The following is a 17788-nucleotide window of genomic DNA, read 5'->3' as shown; positions in this document are numbered from 1 at the left end:
ATCGACTTGATAGTTTTGCGTTTCGTTTTTTTTATGGGGGCCTTAAACGCCCGGCTCTTGATGCAACCGACGACATGCAGTGCCATCCTCACGGAACAGATGGCAACGCTCTGGCGGCAGGCCGATAGCGAATGTGGCACCCTCTTGTACCAACACCACGTCGTTCTGGCGGTAAACCAGGTTTTGACGGATGGCGGGGATCTGGATATGAATTTGTGTTTCGTGACCAAGCTGCTCGACCACCTGCACTTCACCTTCGAGGGTGACATCGGCGATATCACTGGGCAGCAAATGCTCCGGACGGATACCTAAAGACATGTTGGCGCCAACCTGCACCGCGTGGCTGTCTACCGGCAGCCATATTTGCTGGCGGTTGGGCAGTTCAACCTGCACCTGATCGATGGCCGTCCCGGTAACTTTCACCGGCAGGAAGTTCATCTTCGGCGAGCCAATAAACCCGGCAACAAAGCGGTCAGCCGGGTAATGGTACAGCTCCAACGGTTTACCAACCTGCGCCACGCGCCCCGCATCCAGCACCACGATTTTGTCGGCCAGCGTCATCGCCTCGACCTGATCGTGGGTGACGTAAATCATCGTGCGGCCAAGACGTTTATGCAGACGGGAGATTTCAATGCGCATCTGTACGCGCAGTGCTGCATCGAGGTTGGAGAGAGGTTCATCGAGCAGAAATACGCGCGGTTCAGCGACCAACGTACGACCAATCGCCACGCGCTGACGTTGTCCGCCGGAAAGTGCTTTCGGTTTACGCTCCAGCAGATGGGCCAGTTGCAGAACTTCCGCCACCTGATTCACGCGCTGGTTCATCACCTCTTTTTTTGCGCCAGCCAGCTTGAGGCCGAACGACATATTTTCCGCAACGGATAAATGGGGATACAACGCGTAGGACTGAAAGACCATGCCCACACCGCGTTCGGCGGGCGGAATGTCGTTCATCCGGGTCTCACCGATAAACAGGTCGCCACTGGTGATGGTTTCAAGTCCGGCGATCATACGCAGCAAGGTCGACTTACCACAGCCTGACGGTCCAACAAACACCACGAACTCCCCTTCGTGAATGTCGAGATTGATATCTTTTGATACCACCACGTCACCCCAGGCTTTCGTTACATTACGCAGCTGTACGCTCGCCATGCCCTTCTCCCTTCGTTACAACCTGTCATCGACAGCAACATTCATGATGGGCTGACTATGCGTTATCCCTTGATGGCGTGAATCCTCCACCCCCCGGCTTTTTTATGGGGGAGGAGGCGGGAGGATGAGAGAGCAGCGTCTGAGACCCGGCCCTCCTGCTTCAGAGGAATTTCGTGATGCAGCCTGCAAAAATCGGTGGGTTTTTATGTGCGCCAGTACGCAATACTCACATTTATGTAACACAGATCACATAAAGAGCGGGTGGGGCGTAGGGATAAGGAGGATGGAAAGAGGTTGTCGTATAAAGAAACTAGTCACCGTTAAGCCACCTCTGCAAAATCACCAAACAGGATGGGAACTATGAAAATCAAAACTGGCGCACGCATCCTCGCATTGTCCGCATTAACGACGATGATGTTTTCCGCCTCGGCTCTCGCCAAGATTGAAGAAGGTAAGCTGGTTATCTGGATTAACGGCGACAAAGGCTATAACGGCCTCGCTGAAGTGGGCAAAAAATTCGAAAAAGACACCGGTATCAAAGTCACCATTGAGCACCCGGACAAACTGGAAGAGAAATTCCCTCAGGTTGCCGCAACCGGTGACGGCCCGGACATCATTTTTTGGGCGCATGACCGTTTTGGCGGTTACGCTCAGTCTGGCCTGCTGGCTGAAATCACGCCAGACAAAGCATTCCAGGACAAGCTCTATCCGTTCACCTGGGATGCCGTGCGCTATAACGGCAAACTGATCGCCTACCCGATCGCGGTTGAAGCGCTGTCGCTGATTTACAATAAAGACCTCGTGCCAAACCCACCGAAAACCTGGGAAGAAATTCCTGCACTGGATAAAGAGCTGAAGGCGAAAGGTAAATCCGCGCTGATGTTCAATCTGCAAGAACCGTACTTCACCTGGCCACTGATTGCCGCCGACGGCGGTTATGCATTCAAGTTTGAAAACGGCAAGTACGATGTGAAAGACGTGGGCGTGGATAACGCCGGCGCGAAAGCGGGTCTGACCTTCCTGGTCTCCCTGATCAAGAACAAACACATGAACGCGGATACCGACTATTCCATCGCCGAAGCCGCCTTTAACAAAGGCGATACGGCGATGACCATCAACGGTCCGTGGGCATGGTCGAACATCGACAAGAGCAAAATCAACTACGGCGTGACTCTGCTGCCAACCTTCAAAGGTAAGCCGTCTAAACCGTTTGTTGGCGTGCTGAGCGCCGGTATCAACGCTGCCAGCCCGAACAAAGAATTGGCGAAAGAGTTCCTCGAAAACTACCTGCTGACCGATCAGGGTCTGGATGAAGTGAACAAGGATAAACCACTGGGTGCGGTTGCGCTGAAATCCTTCCAGGATCAGTTAGCCAAAGACCCACGTATCGCGGCCACCATGGATAACGCCCAGAAAGGCGAAATCATGCCGAACATCCCGCAGATGTCTGCATTCTGGTATGCCGTTCGTACTGCAGTGATCAACGCCGCCAGCGGTCGTCAGACAGTTGATGCTGCACTGAAAGACGCGCAGGGTCGTATCACCAAGTAATACGGTTTCCCTTATTTCTTAGGGAATCAGGTTTATTGAATACGTTGTTACGCGAAAGCATTCGCGCTACATCGAGGCGGCAAGGAGGCAAATCCCCAGGAGCTTACATAAGTAAGTGACTGGGGTGCGCTTCCGCAGCCAACAAAGAGGTAGTGCGAAGGATAAAGCGTAAAGAGGATTGAACCCCATGGATGTCATTAAAAAGAAACACTGGTGGCAAAGCGACACACTGAAATGGTCAGTGATAGGTCTGCTTGGGCTACTGGTCGGTTACCTTGTTGTTTTGATGTACGCTCAGGGGGAGTACCTGTTTGCCATCATGACGCTGATTTTAAGCTCTGCTGGCCTGTATATTTTCGCTAACCGCAAAACCTATGCCTGGCGCTATGTTTACCCGGGCGTTGCCGGTATGGGGCTGTTTGTCCTGTTTCCGCTGATTTGTACGATCGCGATTGCCTTTACCAACTACAGTAGCACCAACCAGTTGACCTTTGAACGTGCTCAGGAAGTCCTGATGGATCGTTCTTATCAGGCTGGGAAAACCTACAACTTTGGTCTGTATCCGGCGGGTGCGGAGTGGCAACTGGCCCTCACCGACGGTGAAACCGGCAAGAATTATGTTTCCGACGCCTTTAAATTTGGCGGCGAACAGAAACTGCAACTGAAAGAAACGGATGCCTTGCCAGCGGGCGAGCGTGGGACGCTGCGCATCATCACGCAGAATCGCCAGGCGCTGAACCAACTGACCGCCATCCTGCCGGATGAAAGCAAAGTGATTATGAGCTCGTTGCGCCAGTTCTCCGGCACGCAGCCACTTTATACGCTCGCTGATGACGGTACGCTCACCAACAACCAGAGCGGCGTGAAATACCGTCCGAACAACGACATTGGTTATTACCAGGCGATTAACGCCGACGGTAGTTGGGGTGCAGAAAAGTTAAGCCCTGGCTATACCGTGACCATCGGCTGGGATAACTTCACCCGCGTATTTACCGACGAAGGTATCCAGAAACCGTTTTTCGCCATCTTTGTCTGGACGGTGGTCTTCTCCGTTCTGACCGTGATCCTCACCGTGGCCGTCGGGATGGTGCTGGCTTGTCTCGTACAGTGGGAGTCACTCAAAGGCAAAGCGATTTACCGTGTGCTGCTTATCCTGCCGTACGCTGTGCCGTCGTTTATCTCGATTCTGATTTTCAAAGGGCTGTTCAACCAGAGCTTTGGTGAAATCAACATGATGCTGAGCGCACTGTTTGGCATCAAACCGGCCTGGTTCAGCGACCCTACCACCGCACGCTCGATGATTATTATCGTCAATACCTGGCTGGGTTATCCGTACATGATGATCCTGTGCATGGGTCTGTTGAAAGCGATTCCTGACGATTTATATGAAGCCTCGGCGATGGACGGCGCTGGCCCGTTCCAGAACTTCTTTAAGATTACGCTACCGCTGCTGATTAAACCGCTGACACCGCTGATGATTGCCAGCTTCGCCTTTAACTTTAACAACTTCGTGCTGATTCAACTGTTGACCAACGGTGGCCCGGACCGTCTTGGCACCACCACGCCAGCAGGCTATACCGACCTGCTCGTGAGCTACACCTACCGTATCGCCTTTGAAGGCGGCGGCGGTCAGGACTTCGGTCTGGCAGCGGCGATTGCCACGCTGATCTTCCTGCTGGTGGGTGCGCTGGCGATTGTTAACCTGAAAGCCACACGAATGAAGTTTGATTAAGGGAGACAACGAACATGGCTATGGTACAACCCAAATCTCAGAAACTGCGTCTCTTAACAACGCACCTGCTGTTGCTGATTTTCATCGCAGCGATCATGTTCCCGCTGCTGATGGTTATCGCTATCTCGCTGCGCGAAGGTAACTTCGCCACCGGTAGCCTGATCCCGGAAAACATCTCCTGGGAACACTGGAAACTGGCGCTGGGCTTTAGCGTTGAGCACGCAGATGGCCGTGTGACGCCGCCGCCGTTCCCGGTACTGCTATGGCTGTGGAACTCAGTGAAAGTGGCCACCATTACCGCGATCGGTATTGTGACGCTTTCCACCACCTGTGCTTACGCCTTTGCCCGTATGCGCTTCCCCGGTAAAGCAACCCTGCTTAAAGGGATGCTGATTTTCCAGATGTTCCCGGCGGTGCTGTCTCTGGTCGCGTTATATGCCTTGTTTGACCGCCTGGGCCAGTACATTCCGTTTATTGGTCTGAACACTCACGGCGGCGTGATCTTCGCCTATCTTGGCGGTATTGCGCTGCATGTGTGGACGATTAAGGGCTATTTCGAAACCATCGATGGTTCGCTGGAAGAAGCGGCCTCGTTGGACGGCGCGACGCCGTGGCAGGCATTCCGCTTGGTGCTGCTGCCGCTTTCCGTTCCGATTCTGGCGGTGGTGTTTATTCTGTCATTCATTGCCGCTATTACCGAAGTACCGGTCGCGTCACTGCTGCTGCGTGATGTGAACAGCTACACCCTTGCGGTAGGTATGCAGCAGTACCTCAATCCACAGAACTATTTGTGGGGCGACTTTGCCGCCGCAGCTGTACTTTCAGCCATTCCGATCACACTGGTGTTCCTGCTGGCACAACGCTGGCTGGTCAACGGCCTGACGGCAGGTGGTGTGAAAGGTTAAGTTTTACCGAAGTAAACGCCCGGCAACGGGCAAGCCACTGCAACCCTCAACTTATGTTATCCCAACCTGTGACTGTTATTCGGCGCTCTACGGAGCGCCCTTTTTTTATGTTATTTTGCATTACGCTTACGATTATTTCCTTTCGTGCTCCCCATCACTGCAATTATATTTTGCGCCTGAAAATGAACTAATTAAACGGAATTAAGATCACAGAAAAGACAAAACGTAATTGCAATGTAAAAAATGATAATTGTCTTCCCTGCCTGTTAAATTCACCATCACGGCACTGATCAAAAGAGCTGTACCCTCTAAGGCAGGTCTGAATGAACACTCAATATAATTCTAGTTATATTTTTTCGATTACATTAGTCGCAACTTTAGGAGGACTATTATTCGGTTACGACACTGCTGTCATATCCGGAACGGTAGAATCCTTAAATACCGTATTTGTCGCTCCACAACACTTAAGTGAATCCGCCGCCAACTCATTGTTGGGTTTTTGCGTCGCCAGCGCGTTGATTGGCTGCATCATCGGCGGTGCGCTGGGCGGCTATTGTAGTAACCGCTTTGGTCGTCGGGACTCGCTGAAAATCGCGGCCCTGCTTTTTTTTATTTCCGGTATTGGTTCCGCCTGGCCTGAATTAGGCTTTACCACGATTAATCCAGATAACGCCGTACCCGTTTATTTGGCCGGATACGTTCCCGAATTTGTTATTTATCGTATCATTGGTGGTATTGGCGTAGGTTTAGCCTCGATGCTCTCACCAATGTATATTGCCGAACTGGCCCCCGCACACATTCGTGGGAAACTGGTCTCGTTTAACCAGTTCGCCATTATTTTTGGTCAACTATTAGTGTATTGCGTTAACTATTTCATCGCGCGTTCAGGCGACGCTAACTGGCTGAATACCGATGGCTGGCGATATATGTTTGCGTCAGAAAGTATTCCCGCCCTGCTGTTTTTACTGCTGCTGTACACCGTACCAGAAAGCCCGCGCTGGCTGATGGCGCGTGGTCGACACGAACAAGCAGAAGGTATTCTGCGCAAGATTATGGGTAGCACACTCGCCACTCAGGCCATGCAGGAGATCAATCAGTCTCTGGAACATGGTCGCAAAACCGGTGGTCGCCTGCTGATGTTTGGTGCAGGCGTTATCGTCATCGGCGTAATGCTTTCCATTTTCCAGCAGTTCGTCGGTATCAACGTCGTGCTGTACTACGCCCCGGAGGTGTTTAAAACGCTGGGAGCCAGTACCGATGTGGCGCTGCTGCAGACCATTATTGTCGGCGTGATCAACCTGAGCTTTACCGTATTGGCGATCATGACGGTGGATAAATTTGGTCGCAAACCGCTGCAAATTATTGGCGCCTTAGGTATGGCCATTGGTATGTTCAGTCTCGGTACTGCGTTTTACACCCAGGCTTCCGGGCTGATAGCGCTGCTGTCGATGCTGTTTTACGTCGCCGCATTCGCCATGTCCTGGGGGCCGGTTTGCTGGGTGCTGTTGGCCGAAATTTTCCCCAATGCGATTCGTGGCAAGGCACTCGCCATTGCGGTTGCCGCTCAATGGCTGGCAAACTACTTCGTTTCCTGGACCTTCCCGATGATGGACAAAAATTCGTGGCTGGTTTCCCATTTCCACAACGGTTTTTCCTACTGGATCTACGGTTGTATGGGCATTCTGGCAGCCTTGTTTATGTGGCGGTTCGTACCGGAAACCAAGGGCAAAACGCTGGAAGAACTTGAACAACTGTGGGAGCCCGCAGCAGAGAAAGCGAAACCTGCCTCTGCGCAGTAACCCTGACCATCAACACGCCGCAGCCCGAATGCGGCGTGTTGTTTTTTACTCTCGCTTCAGCCGTTTGGAATTACACAGCCACAGGGTGATCACCAGCAGCAGGATCGCCGCAGAATAGATCAGCACATCCATCGGCGCTTTATGATCGACGATGATCAACCGCACAATCGCGGTGATCCCGATATAGACAAAGTAGCGCAACGGAAAGTGAAACCCTGACTGAAAGTACTTCACAATCAACGCGATAAATTCAAAATACAGGAAGTAAACCACCAGCCCTTCCACCAGCTCATATTTGCTGGTTTGTTCCGGCGCGAACAGCACATCCGCCAGATGCAGCGTTTCTTTCCCGAGGAATACGACCAGGATCAGGCCCAGACTCAGCAGTCCCAGATTCAACACGGTCTGTAAAATGGTGGAGATAAACTCCACGCGCGGACGAGATAGCGACGTCATAACAGCACCTCATACTCAGTGGCGAGGTTCCTGTATAACGCAAAAATGTGACAGAGATCTACATTTTTTGTTTATGTTTTGTGCAAGAAAGGTCAACAGAGAATGATGAATACCACGATACATTTCACAGGATGAATTATGCAGCTAAGACAATCTGCTATCCGCAACGTGACCTGCGGTGAGAACGTGGTGATTTATGAACCCGCCAATCTCTACGATTGCATATTGGGTGACAACGTTTTTGTCGGACCATTCGTTGAAATCCAGGGCAACACGCAGATTGGTGCAGACAGCAAAATTCAGTCGCATACCTTCATCTGCGAATATGTCACCCTCGGCGCCCGCTGTTTTATCGGGCATGGCGTGATGTTCGCCAACGATATGTTTCGCGGAGGAAAACCCAACGCCGACCGCAACAGCTGGGGTCGCATTACGATTGGCGACGATGTTTCGATCGGCAGCGGGGCGACCATTCTGGCGGTCACTGTCTGCGATGGCGCGGTCATCGGCGCGGGCAGCGTAGTGACCAAATCGATCACCGAGAAAGGCGTGTATGCGGGAAACCCGGCAAAATTATTGCGCCGTTTATAGAGCCGGATGAGCGCAAGTCGCATCCGGCCATCAGTCAGCGGAAGTTTTCACTTCTGTCGCTGGTCATATCGTACAGACCAAACTTACGCCCAAGCTGCTGACCGCCATCGCGCGTTAACGGCGTCCAGCCAATCGCCGCGCGACTGCGGGTTGGGCCTGACGAGAACAGATCCAGCGGCACGGAAACGTACACCCCTTTAGTAAAATCACCTTCGCCATACTCATCCGGCGAGGCGTTAGTGATAGTCGCATAACCACCCACCACGACACCGCTGTCGAAGCGTTTGGCGATCTCCAACGTTCCGCCCTTATCCCCGGCCAGATACTGACCCACGCTGGCTTTCACCAGCACATCCTGGGCGAAAGAAGGATTCCAGTACGCCGTCAAATGCCCGGTCTTCACGCTGTAGTCGGTGAATTTCATCATGTCCTGCGCGCTACGCCAGTCACGCTGTTTCACGTAGTTGGCATCAACACCAAACGCCCAATCGCTGTCCAGCGGGCGATACAGCACTTCTGCCCCCGCCCCGCCATACATGGTCTCCAGATAGCCGCCGTACACCTGTCCGTAAAACCCGTTGCCGAGTGACTGGAAGTAGTTGGCCTGCAGGTTATTCACGTAAACATCGTTTTGCACATAGTCACGTACATGGGTACGCACACGCGGCAAATGCGAATCCTGCGGCGGGTTGGTGTAGTTAAACTTGTCATAGTTATTGGCGAGGTTGGCGAACAAACTCCCGGTGGTCAGCAGATGATCGGTCACCCACCAATCCGCCGTACCCATCACGCCCAACTGATACATATAGAAATTTTCCGGGCCGCCCACCGACTGGTTAAGCACAGGATCGATGTGGAAATCGAAGCGCGACTTATCGATATACCAGCCCTGCTCGGTCGTTTTCGGCACCACCGGCTCCACGCGTTTTTGCGCCAGCTGAGTCTCATGGCCCAACGGTTCGCCTTCCAGATGGTGCTTCAGGCTGGAAACTTCTGTTTCGGTCGTCACCTGCGGCAAGTTAAGGCGATTTTCCGTAATACGGATCGTGCGGATCCCGTCTGGAAGATCGTTCATCACGATCCGGTTGGCACGCTCGATCCCCTCGCGCGAATCACGGTATTTCACCTGTTCGCCGGTTACATACAGCGTATCGCCCTGCACCTGGATTTTAGGATCCGCCAGCCCGGCATTGTATTTCAGCAGCGTTAGCTGATTCGCCACTACCGAATGTTGCAGGATGGCATCCTGCGGCTGCGGCTGATACTTCGGACGGGCGTTATCGTTATAGTGTGGTCGCAAGTCGTTAAAGTTAGTCCGCAGCGTGAACCCAAACATAAAGGTGTTCCCGCGCTCATAGCTGAGGTTAACGTCGGCCCAATCGGTGACGCGATAAATAGCGCCGACGTTAAACTTGCTCTTCTGATCCAGCTTGCCCGCAAAATCCTGCTGGTAATTATTGCCCTCGTACTCCAGTTTCAGACGCAGCGGCTGCCAGGGTGTCTGATATTCCACGCCGCCAAACAGCGACGCCGGGCCGTGGAACATCTGGCTGCCGTCAATGGAACCCGCCTGCTTGTAACTGTTATCGCGATGACAGAATTTATCGCTGTATGAGCAAAACGGATTGCTGACGTTACCACTGGTCCCGAGGTATCCCCAGCCGAGACCGAGTGAGAAATCAAACGGTCCCCAGGCTTTGTTCGCCACAATATACTCCGCATCGAACAGGCCGGTTCCGCCAATATCGCGCGCGCCCACCGCCACCTGCGGCATCCAGTAGCTCTCTTCCCACAATCGCAGTTTAAGGTCGAAAGCCTTATCCTTGTATGTCTGATCGCCTGAAAACGACTCCACGCTGCTGTATTTTTTAGTGCGCACATCGGTATAGCGCAGGGTCGTTTCCAGCCACGGAAACAGTTGCACCGACGCAGAGTAATAGCGGTACTGATCGTTATCGCGGTAGTTAAGGCTCATTTCGCCCTCACGCGCCATGCGTGCGGTTGGGGTTTGCAGCAGCCCTACGCCACCAAAATCAGACTGGGAAGGACCAATCGGCGCAGGATACGTTTCACCGTGACAGGCCGCGCTGATACCCAGCGCCAACAGGCTGAGCAGATAAGTTTTTCTCATTATTCGGGTATCCGCTGGGTCAGGGTGCGAAGAATGTCGGCATTGATTTCATCCGGGGTGCTGCTCCAGACAGAGTCCGACAGCCCGACAAAAATGATGCTGCCGGGCATCGGCTCAATATGACGTTTGTTCCAGTAGGCGACCGGTACTTTTTGTGTGCGTCCGTCGGGATAGACAACCCAGGCGTAGCTACGATCCGCGCCGCTGAGCCGATGCTGCCCATCGAGATAGCTGGCAACATCACGTCCGGGTATAAACGGCTGTTTACCCGAGTGGCTTAGCAAACCCAACAGCGTGATATCCGTGGGCTGCGGTCCGACCCACAGCGTGTAATTACCCTGCAACGGCGGGTTGCCTCGCTCACTGGTACGCACTACATCCGGGTCGAGATTAATTGTCTGCCTGCCGGTCACCTTCAGCGCCTGAATTTGCTGGCGTAATGCGTTGATAGCGCCAGCATCATCACCGCTTGCTTCAGCGCTCAACGTCGCCAGACGAGCCAGTAATGCCTGCTGCTGACGTTGTGCCTCAGTTGTTGCCCGCTCTTCGCTGATAACCGCGCCTGGCCACCAGCTATTGCTCAACCGCGGCTGTCCGACCAGGTCGAGCAGATGTTCAGCCCCGGTCAGCGTTTTTGCTTCTGTGCTACCTGTCGTGATCACTTTTACACTGCCCACAGCAAAAACAGATGCCGCGCACAGGCTGAATGTCAGCGCAGTAATCATTTGTTTCATCATGGTTTTGCCGCCTTAATCAGCGTAGTTTTCACCGGGAAGAAACCTGCGCCAAGATACTGTTCTGACTGGCGAATCATGCCGTCACTATCTACCCAGTAGCGGTTATGCCAGCGCGTTTGATCGGTGGTGACCTCTTCATCGAGGATCCGTACCAGCGTGTTATCGCTGCCGACTTTGATGGTGTCTGCGCCATCCCAGGTGAAAACCGAGCGCGCGGTGGCATAGCGTACCTGCTGATGTTCAGTCCAGCCCATCGTGCGGGTCCACGTTGCGCCGTCGACTATCTGATTTGGCTTGATGAGCGGGTCTGCCGCCAGATTATTCACCTCGATCAGGTTGTCTGTACCGAGCTGTGTTTTCACGATGCGCCCATGCTGCGTGACAAGAATGGCCCGATCCTGAGTCACCCATTTCTGCTGTCCGTTTTCTGCAAACGCGAGTACCACAAACAGTTGGGGACCGCCGTTGAGCTGCATGTACTGGCTGGCGTAAGGCATGTTTTGAATTTCATCGTCCGTCATCTGTACGCCGGGAGTACCAAACACGCTATCCCACAGCGAATGCCCCAACCCTTCGGTGGTGGCTGAGCACGCCTGTAGTAACAGGCAAACCATTATGAGCGCTGGTCGCTTCACGACGTTTCTCCGCAGCGGCAAAATAACCACACCGAAGTGTGGTTATGGTTAATCCCCGTCATACTTCAGGGGCTACGTACTGGTGTTACTGGGTACTGGTGGTTGTCGTGGTGGTGGTTCCGGTATTAGAACCATCGCCGCCGCCGGTCGCCGCCAGGGCAACCCCCACCGCAGAACTTACGGTGCTCACGCTGGTCGCGGAGGAACTTCCCGCCGAAACCGACGCGGCAGCCGACCCTGCAGCCTCACCCACCTGAACGGGGGCGGCATAGACAGAGGTCACCGCAAGCGCAGATATAGCCCAAAGGCCATACAGAACTTTTTTCATCACAAATTCCCTTCATTGTATGAATGGAGATTTACCCAAAAGAATTTCGGGCGAGATCGAGTATACACAAGCGAAGTTTGTAAATTAGGTCGAGAGGGAATTTAGGACAATTAGATAACGAGAGAAAAAATTATTAATAGCAAATAATAAAAACAAATTAATTCAAATAGTTAAAATATAATAGTAAAAACACAATATCCGGTAAATCTGAAAATATCAGAAACAGGATAACGGTGAATAAATTATTTTAGGATTAAGCTCAATTAAATTTTTAGGTAATAACGTGGAGAAGTGGAATTATCTTATAAAAAAAGCTGATAATAATATCAGCTTCTATCACAGGTAATCTGCAAATTCATTCGAATTGCAGCAAGGCGGCAAGATCGTTAATCCCCGAGGCCATAGATAGCTATGTTCCCGGGGTTAACGAACGCAGCCAACACCGCTGCGGTTCGAAGGAAGAAGCAGATTAGCGCCAGGACTTATAACGGTTAATCAAACCGTTGGTAGAACTATCGTGGCTGCTCACTTCGGAACCATCTTTCAGCTCTGGCAGAATACGGTTCGCCAGCTGTTTGCCCAGCTCAACGCCCCACTGGTCAAAGGTGAAGATGTTCAGGATCGCGCCCTGAGTGAAGATTTTGTGCTCGTACAGGGCAATCAGCGCACCCAGGCTGAACGGCGTGATTTCGCGCAGCAGGATGGAGTTCGTTGGACGATTACCTTCAAACACTTTGAACGGCACAACGTGCTCAAGCGTAGCCGGATCTTTACCCTGGTCGCGATATTCCTGCTCAACCACTTCACGAGACTTGCCGAATGCCAGCGCTTCGGTTTGCGCGAAGAAGTTAGACAGCAGCTTCGGGTGGTGATCCGACAGCGGGTTGTGAGTGATGGCCGGGGCGATGAAATCGCACGGCACCATTTTGGTACCCTGGTGGATCAGCTGGTAGAACGCATGCTGGCCGTTAGTGCCCGGCTCACCCCAGATGATTGGGCCAGTCTGGTAATCCACCGCATTGCCGTTACGGTCAACGTATTTACCGTTAGATTCCATGTTACCCTGCTGGAAGTAGGCAGCGAAACGGTGCATATACTGGTCATACGGCAGAATCGCTTCGGTTTCGGCACCGAAGAAGTTGTTGTACCAGATACCGATCAGCGCCAGCAGCACCGGCAGGTTTTTCTCAGCCGGGGTGGTGGAGAAGTGTTTGTCCATCGCGTGCGCGCCAGAGAGCAGCTCAACAAAGTTGTCGAAGCCTACGGACAGGATGATGGACAGACCAATTGCAGACCACAGGGAGTAACGACCGCCAACCCAGTCCCAGAACTCAAACATATTGGCAGTATCAATACCGAACTCGCCAACCGCTTTACCGTTGGTAGACAGCGCTGCGAAGTGTTTGGCTACGTGCTTGTTGTCGCCAGCGGTCGCCAGGAACCAGTCGCGCGCGCTGTGGGCGTTGGTCATGGTTTCCTGGGTGGTGAAGGTTTTGGAAGCGACCAGGAACAGCGTGGTTTCCGGGTTCACTTTTTTCAGCACTTCGGCGATGTGCGTACCATCGACGTTAGACACAAAGTGCATATTCAGGTGATTTTTGTACGGACGCAGCGCTTCAGTCACCATGAACGGGCCGAGGTCAGAGCCGCCGATACCGATGTTCACGACATCAGTAATGGCTTTGCCGGTATAGCCTTTCCAGCTGCCGGAGATAATCGCTTCAGAGAAGGATTTCATCTTTTCCAGCACCGCGTTCACTTCCGGCATCACATCTTTGCCGTCAACGATGATTGGCGTATTGCTACGGTTGCGCAGCGCCACGTGCAGTACGGCACGGTCTTCAGTGCGGTTGATTTTCTCACCGGAGAACATGGACTTGATAGCACCGGCCAAATCGGTTTCTTTTGCCAGATCCTGCAGTTTAGCCAGCGTTTCTTCAGTGATGCGGTTTTTGGAGAAATCCACCAGCATCAGATCGTCAAACGTCGCGGAAAACTTAGTGAAACGATCGCTATCTTTCGCGAACAGATCCGCGATAGTAACGTCTTTCATTTCTTCAAAGTGTTTTTGTAGTGCCTGCCAGGCTGAGGTCTGTGTTGGATTGATGTTTTTCATTAGCAATACTCTTCTGATTTTGAGAATTGTGACTGAGATCGATTGTAACGCCAGCCACAGAAAAGTGTGATTGTTTTAATGCCATTGCCAGGGCATCCGCCAAATGTGGCTAAAAAGTATAGCTGTTATAAGTACTGTTACTCAGCGTTAACGCAGCATGAAAAATCCGCATAATCCCAGCGTTGACAGTACAGGCCACACATTTTATTTATAAATACGGTATTTGCATTTGCGCCTGCACCGGTTTCCGTTCTGCCTTTGTGCCATGGTCGCTCTATTCATTCCCTGACACGAGGTAGTTATGACTGATGTAGTTGTCTCCAAATTTGGCGGTACCAGCGTGGCGGATTTTGATGCCATGAATCGCAGCGCTGATGTCGTGCTTTCTGATGCTAACGTACGTTTAGTGGTGCTGTCCGCTTCAGCGGGTATTACTAACCTGCTGGTCGCGCTGGCAGAAGGTCTGGAGCCAACCGAACGCTTCGAAAAACTCGACGCCATTCGTCAAATTCAGTTCAATATTCTGGAACGCCTGCGTTATCCGAACGTCATTCGTGAAGAGATCGAACGTTTGCTGGAGAACATCACCACACTGGCAGAAGCGGCGTCACTGGCGACCTCAACCGCGCTGACCGACGAACTGGTCAGCCACGGTGAACTGATGTCTACCCTCCTATTCGTCGAGATCCTGCGTGAGCGCAACGTGCAAGCGCAGTGGTTTGACGTGCGTAAAGTGATGCGCACCAACGATCGTTTTGGCCGTGCAGAGCCCGACGTTGCGGAGCTGGCTGAACTGGCTTCGCACCAGCTGGCCCCGCGCCTGAGCGAAGGTCTGGTCATCACCCAAGGCTTTATCGGCAGTGAAAGCAAGGGCCGCACCACCACGCTGGGACGCGGCGGCAGCGATTATACCGCCGCCCTGCTGGCCGAAGCGCTGCACGCAACGCGCGTTGATATCTGGACCGACGTTCCCGGCATCTACACTACCGATCCGCGCGTGGTTCCGGCTGCGCAGCGTATTGATGAAATCGCTTTTGAAGAGGCCGCAGAAATGGCGACCTTTGGCGCGAAAGTACTGCATCCGGCAACCCTGTTGCCAGCCGTACGTAGCGATATCCCGGTATTTGTTGGCTCCAGTAAGGAGCCAAAAGCAGGCGGTACGCTGGTCTGCAATAAAACCGCGAATCCACCACTGTTTCGTGCGCTGGCGTTACGCCGTAAGCAGACGCTGCTGACACTGCATAGCCTGAATATGCTGCACTCTCGTGGTTTTTTAGCGGAAGTGTTCGGCATCCTGGCACGCCACAATATCTCGGTCGATTTAATCACCACATCCGAAGTCAGCGTCGCGCTGACGCTGGATACCACCGGTTCAACGTCCACCGGCGATACGCTGTTAACGCAGTCTCTGCTGATGGAACTGTCGGCCCTGTGTCGGGTTGAAGTGGAAGAAGGCCTGGCGCTGGTGGCATTGATTGGCAATGACCTGTCCAAAGCCTGCGGCGTGGGTAAAGAGGTGTTCGGCGTACTGGAGCCGTTCAACATTCGAATGATTTGCTACGGCGCATCCAGCCATAACCTGTGCTTCCTGGTGCCCGGTAACGAAGCTGAGCAGGTGGTACAGAAGCTGCACCATAATTTGTTTGAGTGAGTAGACGCTAACGCCCGATGGCTCTTGTACCATCGGGCATTTTCACCGCATCACCGTGTCATATAATAGTCGGTCCAGTGTCCGGACATTCCCCTCCCGGCTGTCTGGTAAGATCGGCGGAATTTCTCCTCTCTCCAGTTCGGTGCGGATAAACGCATGTAACAATGGACGACGCGGACCATACTCAGCCTCACCTGAGCGCTGTTTGCGCGCCAGCAATTCGTCGATTTCCTGACGCAATGGCGCATCCAGTTCACTTCCCGCCAGCAGCTCGGCAAAACGCATCGGCGGTACGCCCTTGCCCGCTTCCACCCAACGTACCGCCAGCAGCGGCCGAATGACGTAGAAGTACTTCTTCAATCGCACGTCGTGGCCCTGCAGATAACCGCGAAAGTTTTTCCGCGCCATTGAATAGTAGTGCCAGCGGGCACGCAGCGGGGAAAACCATTCAGGCACCAACGCTTTCAGCGCCGACACGGTCGCATCATCCTGCTGATAGACCACCGGCGAATCCAGCCACTCGATAAGCGTCGGGTTTGCGCCTTTGAGTAACCCCAGCGCCTTGCGCCATTCCCAGCCGCACACGTCCAGCTCATCATCTATCGGCAGCTCGATAACATCACGTGGCGCTTCGATCCGCAGATACCATTCAGGGGAATGAACATAGAGGAACCGCACGTCGTAATCGCTGTCTGGCGAGGCAAATCCCCAGCCACGGCTGCCGGACTCACAGGCGTACAGCACCCTGACGTTATAGCGTTTCTCCACCTCTTTTAGCTGGCGCAATACCCGTTCGCGCATTGCACCGTCCACTGTGTTGTAACTCATTATTTTTATCCTTTTATGTTCACAAGACCGTGCAACACCTGGTCGAGGCCACCGAATACCGAGATTTTATCGATCCGTTCCGCGACTCTTTCGAGGGTTTCCAGTTCTTTTAAGCGCAGCGCTACCGGGTTGTTTTCCATTACTTTTGCGGTATTCAACAGCGATCGCGTGGCAGCAGTCTCTTCACGACGTCGGATCACGTTGGCCTGGGCGGATTTTTCCGCTTCAACCAGTTGCGACAAAATGGCCTTCATATCGCCGGGCAGGACAATATCCTTTACCCCCAGCGAAGCCACCTCGATACCAAACGGCGTCATGCGGGCTTTCACCTGCGCGTTCACCACCTCATCAATCACCTGTTTATCTTCCAGCAGTTCGTCCAGCGTGCGCGTTCCCACCGCTTCACGCAGCGCAAACTGCAACTCACGGTAAAGGTGATCCAGCGGTTTAGTCAGTTGACCAAATGCCAGCAGTACATCGCTATAACGCCAGTTCGCCGCCAGGTTCAAACGCAGGTTGACCTTATCTTTGGTCAGGATCTCCTGGCCGCCGACCTCCAGCACCTGCAAGCGGGTATCCACCACTTCCGCTTCAATCAGATGATTTACCTTCCAGTATGCTGTTAACCCCGGCGGCAACAGCGCCTGAGTTTCACCATCAATTTTCAGTACACCAACGTGCCACGCCGGAACCTGCACCGTTAAGATCGCTTCGCGACCTTTCACCGCACCGCTGCGACGGGGCTGTAACACCGCGTTCATCACATCAACAGGAACCAAAACCTGACGTGTATCCATCCGCACCAGCTTCAGTGCTTCATCGGCCTGCCAGTACAGACGGCGCGTTGCCGGTGGCAAAATTTCCTGCAAGATGCCGTTCACATACAGCGCACCTGCTTCAGTATCGGTTAAATCAGCCATCACACAGTACTGCTCCACCCATGTAGGCTGGAAGCGACGTAAATACTCCGCGAGCGCTTCCGGAATTTCGCTGCCATCGGTATTGATTACCAGAACGTCCGGAGTGTTAAACCATGGCAAACGGTGTTCACCTGTATTCAGCACCTGATAGTAGTCACCCTGTCGGGATAACAGGCCAAGCTGGCCTTTACGAATAGTAATTTTCTTAGCCATTTTATATTCCTTAATATCGTTCAGGCGCGGGTGCAGGGGCGAA

At 53.0% G+C, this 17788-nt stretch carries 15 protein-coding genes; 6 read left to right on the top strand and 9 right to left on the bottom strand.

Features of this window, described 5'->3' with window-relative positions:
- Positions 1 to 42 precede the first annotated feature (42 nt).
- Entirely contained in the window at positions 43 to 1152 is a 1110-nt protein-coding gene (gene malK / locus ACU8YC_RS20735) for a maltose/maltodextrin ABC transporter ATP-binding protein MalK (protein WP_151218073.1), read from the bottom strand.
- 360 nt (positions 1153 to 1512) lie between these two features.
- On the opposite strand from malK, the gene malE reads away from it, so the two are divergent.
- From malE to xylE, 4 genes are all read left to right on the top strand, one after another.
- Positions 1513 to 2703 carry a maltose/maltodextrin ABC transporter substrate-binding protein MalE gene (gene malE, locus ACU8YC_RS20730; protein ID WP_151218074.1) on the top strand — a complete coding sequence of 397 codons (1191 nt, stop codon included), beginning with the start codon at positions 1513 to 1515 and terminating at the stop codon, positions 2701 to 2703.
- A 187-nt stretch (positions 2704 to 2890) separates the two neighbouring features.
- Positions 2891 to 4435, top strand: a complete 1545-nt coding sequence (malF, locus tag ACU8YC_RS20725) for a maltose ABC transporter permease MalF (protein ID WP_151218075.1) — start codon at positions 2891 to 2893, stop codon at positions 4433 to 4435.
- A 14-nt stretch (positions 4436 to 4449) separates the two neighbouring features.
- Positions 4450 to 5340 (top strand): maltose ABC transporter permease MalG, encoded by an 891-nt coding sequence (gene malG / locus ACU8YC_RS20720; protein ID WP_005132680.1) that lies wholly within the window; start codon positions 4450 to 4452, stop codon positions 5338 to 5340.
- A 323-nt stretch (positions 5341 to 5663) separates the two neighbouring features.
- Positions 5664 to 7139, top strand: coding sequence for a D-xylose transporter XylE (xylE, locus tag ACU8YC_RS20715; protein ID WP_187253980.1), 1476 nt, complete (start codon positions 5664 to 5666; stop codon positions 7137 to 7139).
- Between the two features lie 45 nt (positions 7140 to 7184).
- Here the strand turns inward: xylE and psiE are convergent, their stop codons facing one another.
- On the bottom strand, positions 7185 to 7595 hold the full coding sequence (psiE, locus tag ACU8YC_RS20710; protein ID WP_003031674.1) for a phosphate-starvation-inducible protein PsiE: 411 nt from the start codon (positions 7593 to 7595) through the stop codon (positions 7185 to 7187).
- Positions 7596 to 7733: 138 nt separating this feature from the next.
- Here psiE and ACU8YC_RS20705 point away from each other — a divergent pair, with 138 nt between their 5' ends.
- The gene (locus ACU8YC_RS20705) at positions 7734 to 8186 is read left to right on the top strand and encodes an acyltransferase (RefSeq protein ID WP_151218076.1); all 453 of its coding nucleotides are present in this window, start codon (positions 7734 to 7736) and stop codon (positions 8184 to 8186) included.
- Between the two features lie 34 nt (positions 8187 to 8220).
- Here the strand turns inward: ACU8YC_RS20705 and ACU8YC_RS20700 are convergent, their stop codons facing one another.
- The 5 genes from ACU8YC_RS20700 to pgi form a co-directional block, all read right to left on the bottom strand.
- Positions 8221 to 10317 carry a YjbH domain-containing protein gene (locus tag ACU8YC_RS20700; RefSeq protein WP_151218077.1) on the bottom strand — a complete coding sequence of 699 codons (2097 nt, stop codon included), beginning with the start codon at positions 10315 to 10317 and terminating at the stop codon, positions 8221 to 8223.
- A complete protein-coding gene (locus ACU8YC_RS20695; RefSeq protein WP_187253982.1) occupies positions 10317 to 11054 on the bottom strand; it encodes a capsule biosynthesis GfcC family protein in 738 nt (245 codons plus the stop codon). Before ACU8YC_RS20695 ends, ACU8YC_RS20700 begins: the two co-directional genes overlap by 1 nt.
- Positions 11051 to 11689: a YjbF family lipoprotein gene (locus tag ACU8YC_RS20690; protein WP_423390896.1), complete on the bottom strand. Its 639-nt coding sequence runs from the start codon at positions 11687 to 11689 to the stop codon at positions 11051 to 11053. The genes ACU8YC_RS20695 and ACU8YC_RS20690 overlap by 4 nt, the downstream gene beginning before the upstream one ends.
- An 85-nt stretch (positions 11690 to 11774) precedes the next feature.
- Positions 11775 to 12017, bottom strand: coding sequence for an exopolysaccharide production protein YjbE (gene yjbE, locus ACU8YC_RS20685; RefSeq protein ID WP_061382702.1), 243 nt, complete (start codon positions 12015 to 12017; stop codon positions 11775 to 11777).
- Positions 12018 to 12486: 469 nt separating this feature from the next.
- On the bottom strand, positions 12487 to 14133 hold the full coding sequence (pgi, locus tag ACU8YC_RS20680) for a glucose-6-phosphate isomerase (protein ID WP_151218080.1): 1647 nt from the start codon (positions 14131 to 14133) through the stop codon (positions 12487 to 12489).
- 301 nt (positions 14134 to 14434) lie between these two features.
- Between pgi and lysC the strand changes: the two genes are divergently transcribed.
- Positions 14435 to 15784, top strand: coding sequence for a lysine-sensitive aspartokinase 3 (gene lysC / locus ACU8YC_RS20675; RefSeq protein WP_446895698.1), 1350 nt, complete (start codon positions 14435 to 14437; stop codon positions 15782 to 15784).
- A 42-nt stretch (positions 15785 to 15826) separates the two neighbouring features.
- On the opposite strand, the gene ACU8YC_RS20670 is transcribed toward lysC, so the two are convergent.
- Complete coding sequence (locus ACU8YC_RS20670; RefSeq protein WP_187260056.1) at positions 15827 to 16612, bottom strand: nucleotidyltransferase domain-containing protein; 786 nt, start codon at positions 16610 to 16612, stop codon at positions 15827 to 15829.
- Between the two features lie 5 nt (positions 16613 to 16617).
- On the bottom strand, positions 16618 to 17745 hold the full coding sequence (locus ACU8YC_RS20665; protein ID WP_446895697.1) for a slipin family protein: 1128 nt from the start codon (positions 17743 to 17745) through the stop codon (positions 16618 to 16620).
- Positions 17746 to 17788: the final 43 nt, after the last annotated feature.

The organism is Citrobacter sp. VF227 (genome assembly GCF_052950715.1).
The sequence above is the reverse complement of the archived record's forward strand: the minus strand, read 5'-3'. Positions and strand labels throughout refer to the sequence as shown.

Excerpts from the sequence above, each read along its gene's own strand:
- malK (WP_151218073.1), bottom strand. The coding sequence starts at position 1,152 with ATGGCGAGCGTACAGCTGCGTAATGTAACGAAAGCCTGGGGTGACGTG.
- malE (WP_151218074.1), top strand. The coding sequence starts at position 1,513 with ATGAAAATCAAAACTGGCGCACGCATCCTCGCATTGTCCGCATTAACG.
- malF (WP_151218075.1), top strand. The coding sequence starts at position 2,891 with ATGGATGTCATTAAAAAGAAACACTGGTGGCAAAGCGACACACTGAAA.
- malG (WP_005132680.1), top strand. The coding sequence starts at position 4,450 with ATGGCTATGGTACAACCCAAATCTCAGAAACTGCGTCTCTTAACAACG.
- xylE (WP_187253980.1), top strand. The coding sequence starts at position 5,664 with ATGAACACTCAATATAATTCTAGTTATATTTTTTCGATTACATTAGTC.
- psiE (WP_003031674.1), bottom strand. The coding sequence starts at position 7,595 with ATGACGTCGCTATCTCGTCCGCGCGTGGAGTTTATCTCCACCATTTTA.
- ACU8YC_RS20705 (WP_151218076.1), top strand. The coding sequence starts at position 7,734 with ATGCAGCTAAGACAATCTGCTATCCGCAACGTGACCTGCGGTGAGAAC.
- ACU8YC_RS20700 (WP_151218077.1), bottom strand. The coding sequence starts at position 10,317 with ATGAGAAAAACTTATCTGCTCAGCCTGTTGGCGCTGGGTATCAGCGCG.
- ACU8YC_RS20695 (WP_187253982.1), bottom strand. The coding sequence starts at position 11,054 with ATGATGAAACAAATGATTACTGCGCTGACATTCAGCCTGTGCGCGGCA.
- yjbE (WP_061382702.1), bottom strand. The coding sequence starts at position 12,017 with ATGAAAAAAGTTCTGTATGGCCTTTGGGCTATATCTGCGCTTGCGGTG.
- pgi (WP_151218080.1), bottom strand. The coding sequence starts at position 14,133 with ATGAAAAACATCAATCCAACACAGACCTCAGCCTGGCAGGCACTACAA.
- lysC (WP_446895698.1), top strand. The coding sequence starts at position 14,435 with ATGACTGATGTAGTTGTCTCCAAATTTGGCGGTACCAGCGTGGCGGAT.
- ACU8YC_RS20670 (WP_187260056.1), bottom strand. The coding sequence starts at position 16,612 with ATGAGTTACAACACAGTGGACGGTGCAATGCGCGAACGGGTATTGCGC.
- ACU8YC_RS20665 (WP_446895697.1), bottom strand. The coding sequence starts at position 17,745 with ATGGCTAAGAAAATTACTATTCGTAAAGGCCAGCTTGGCCTGTTATCC.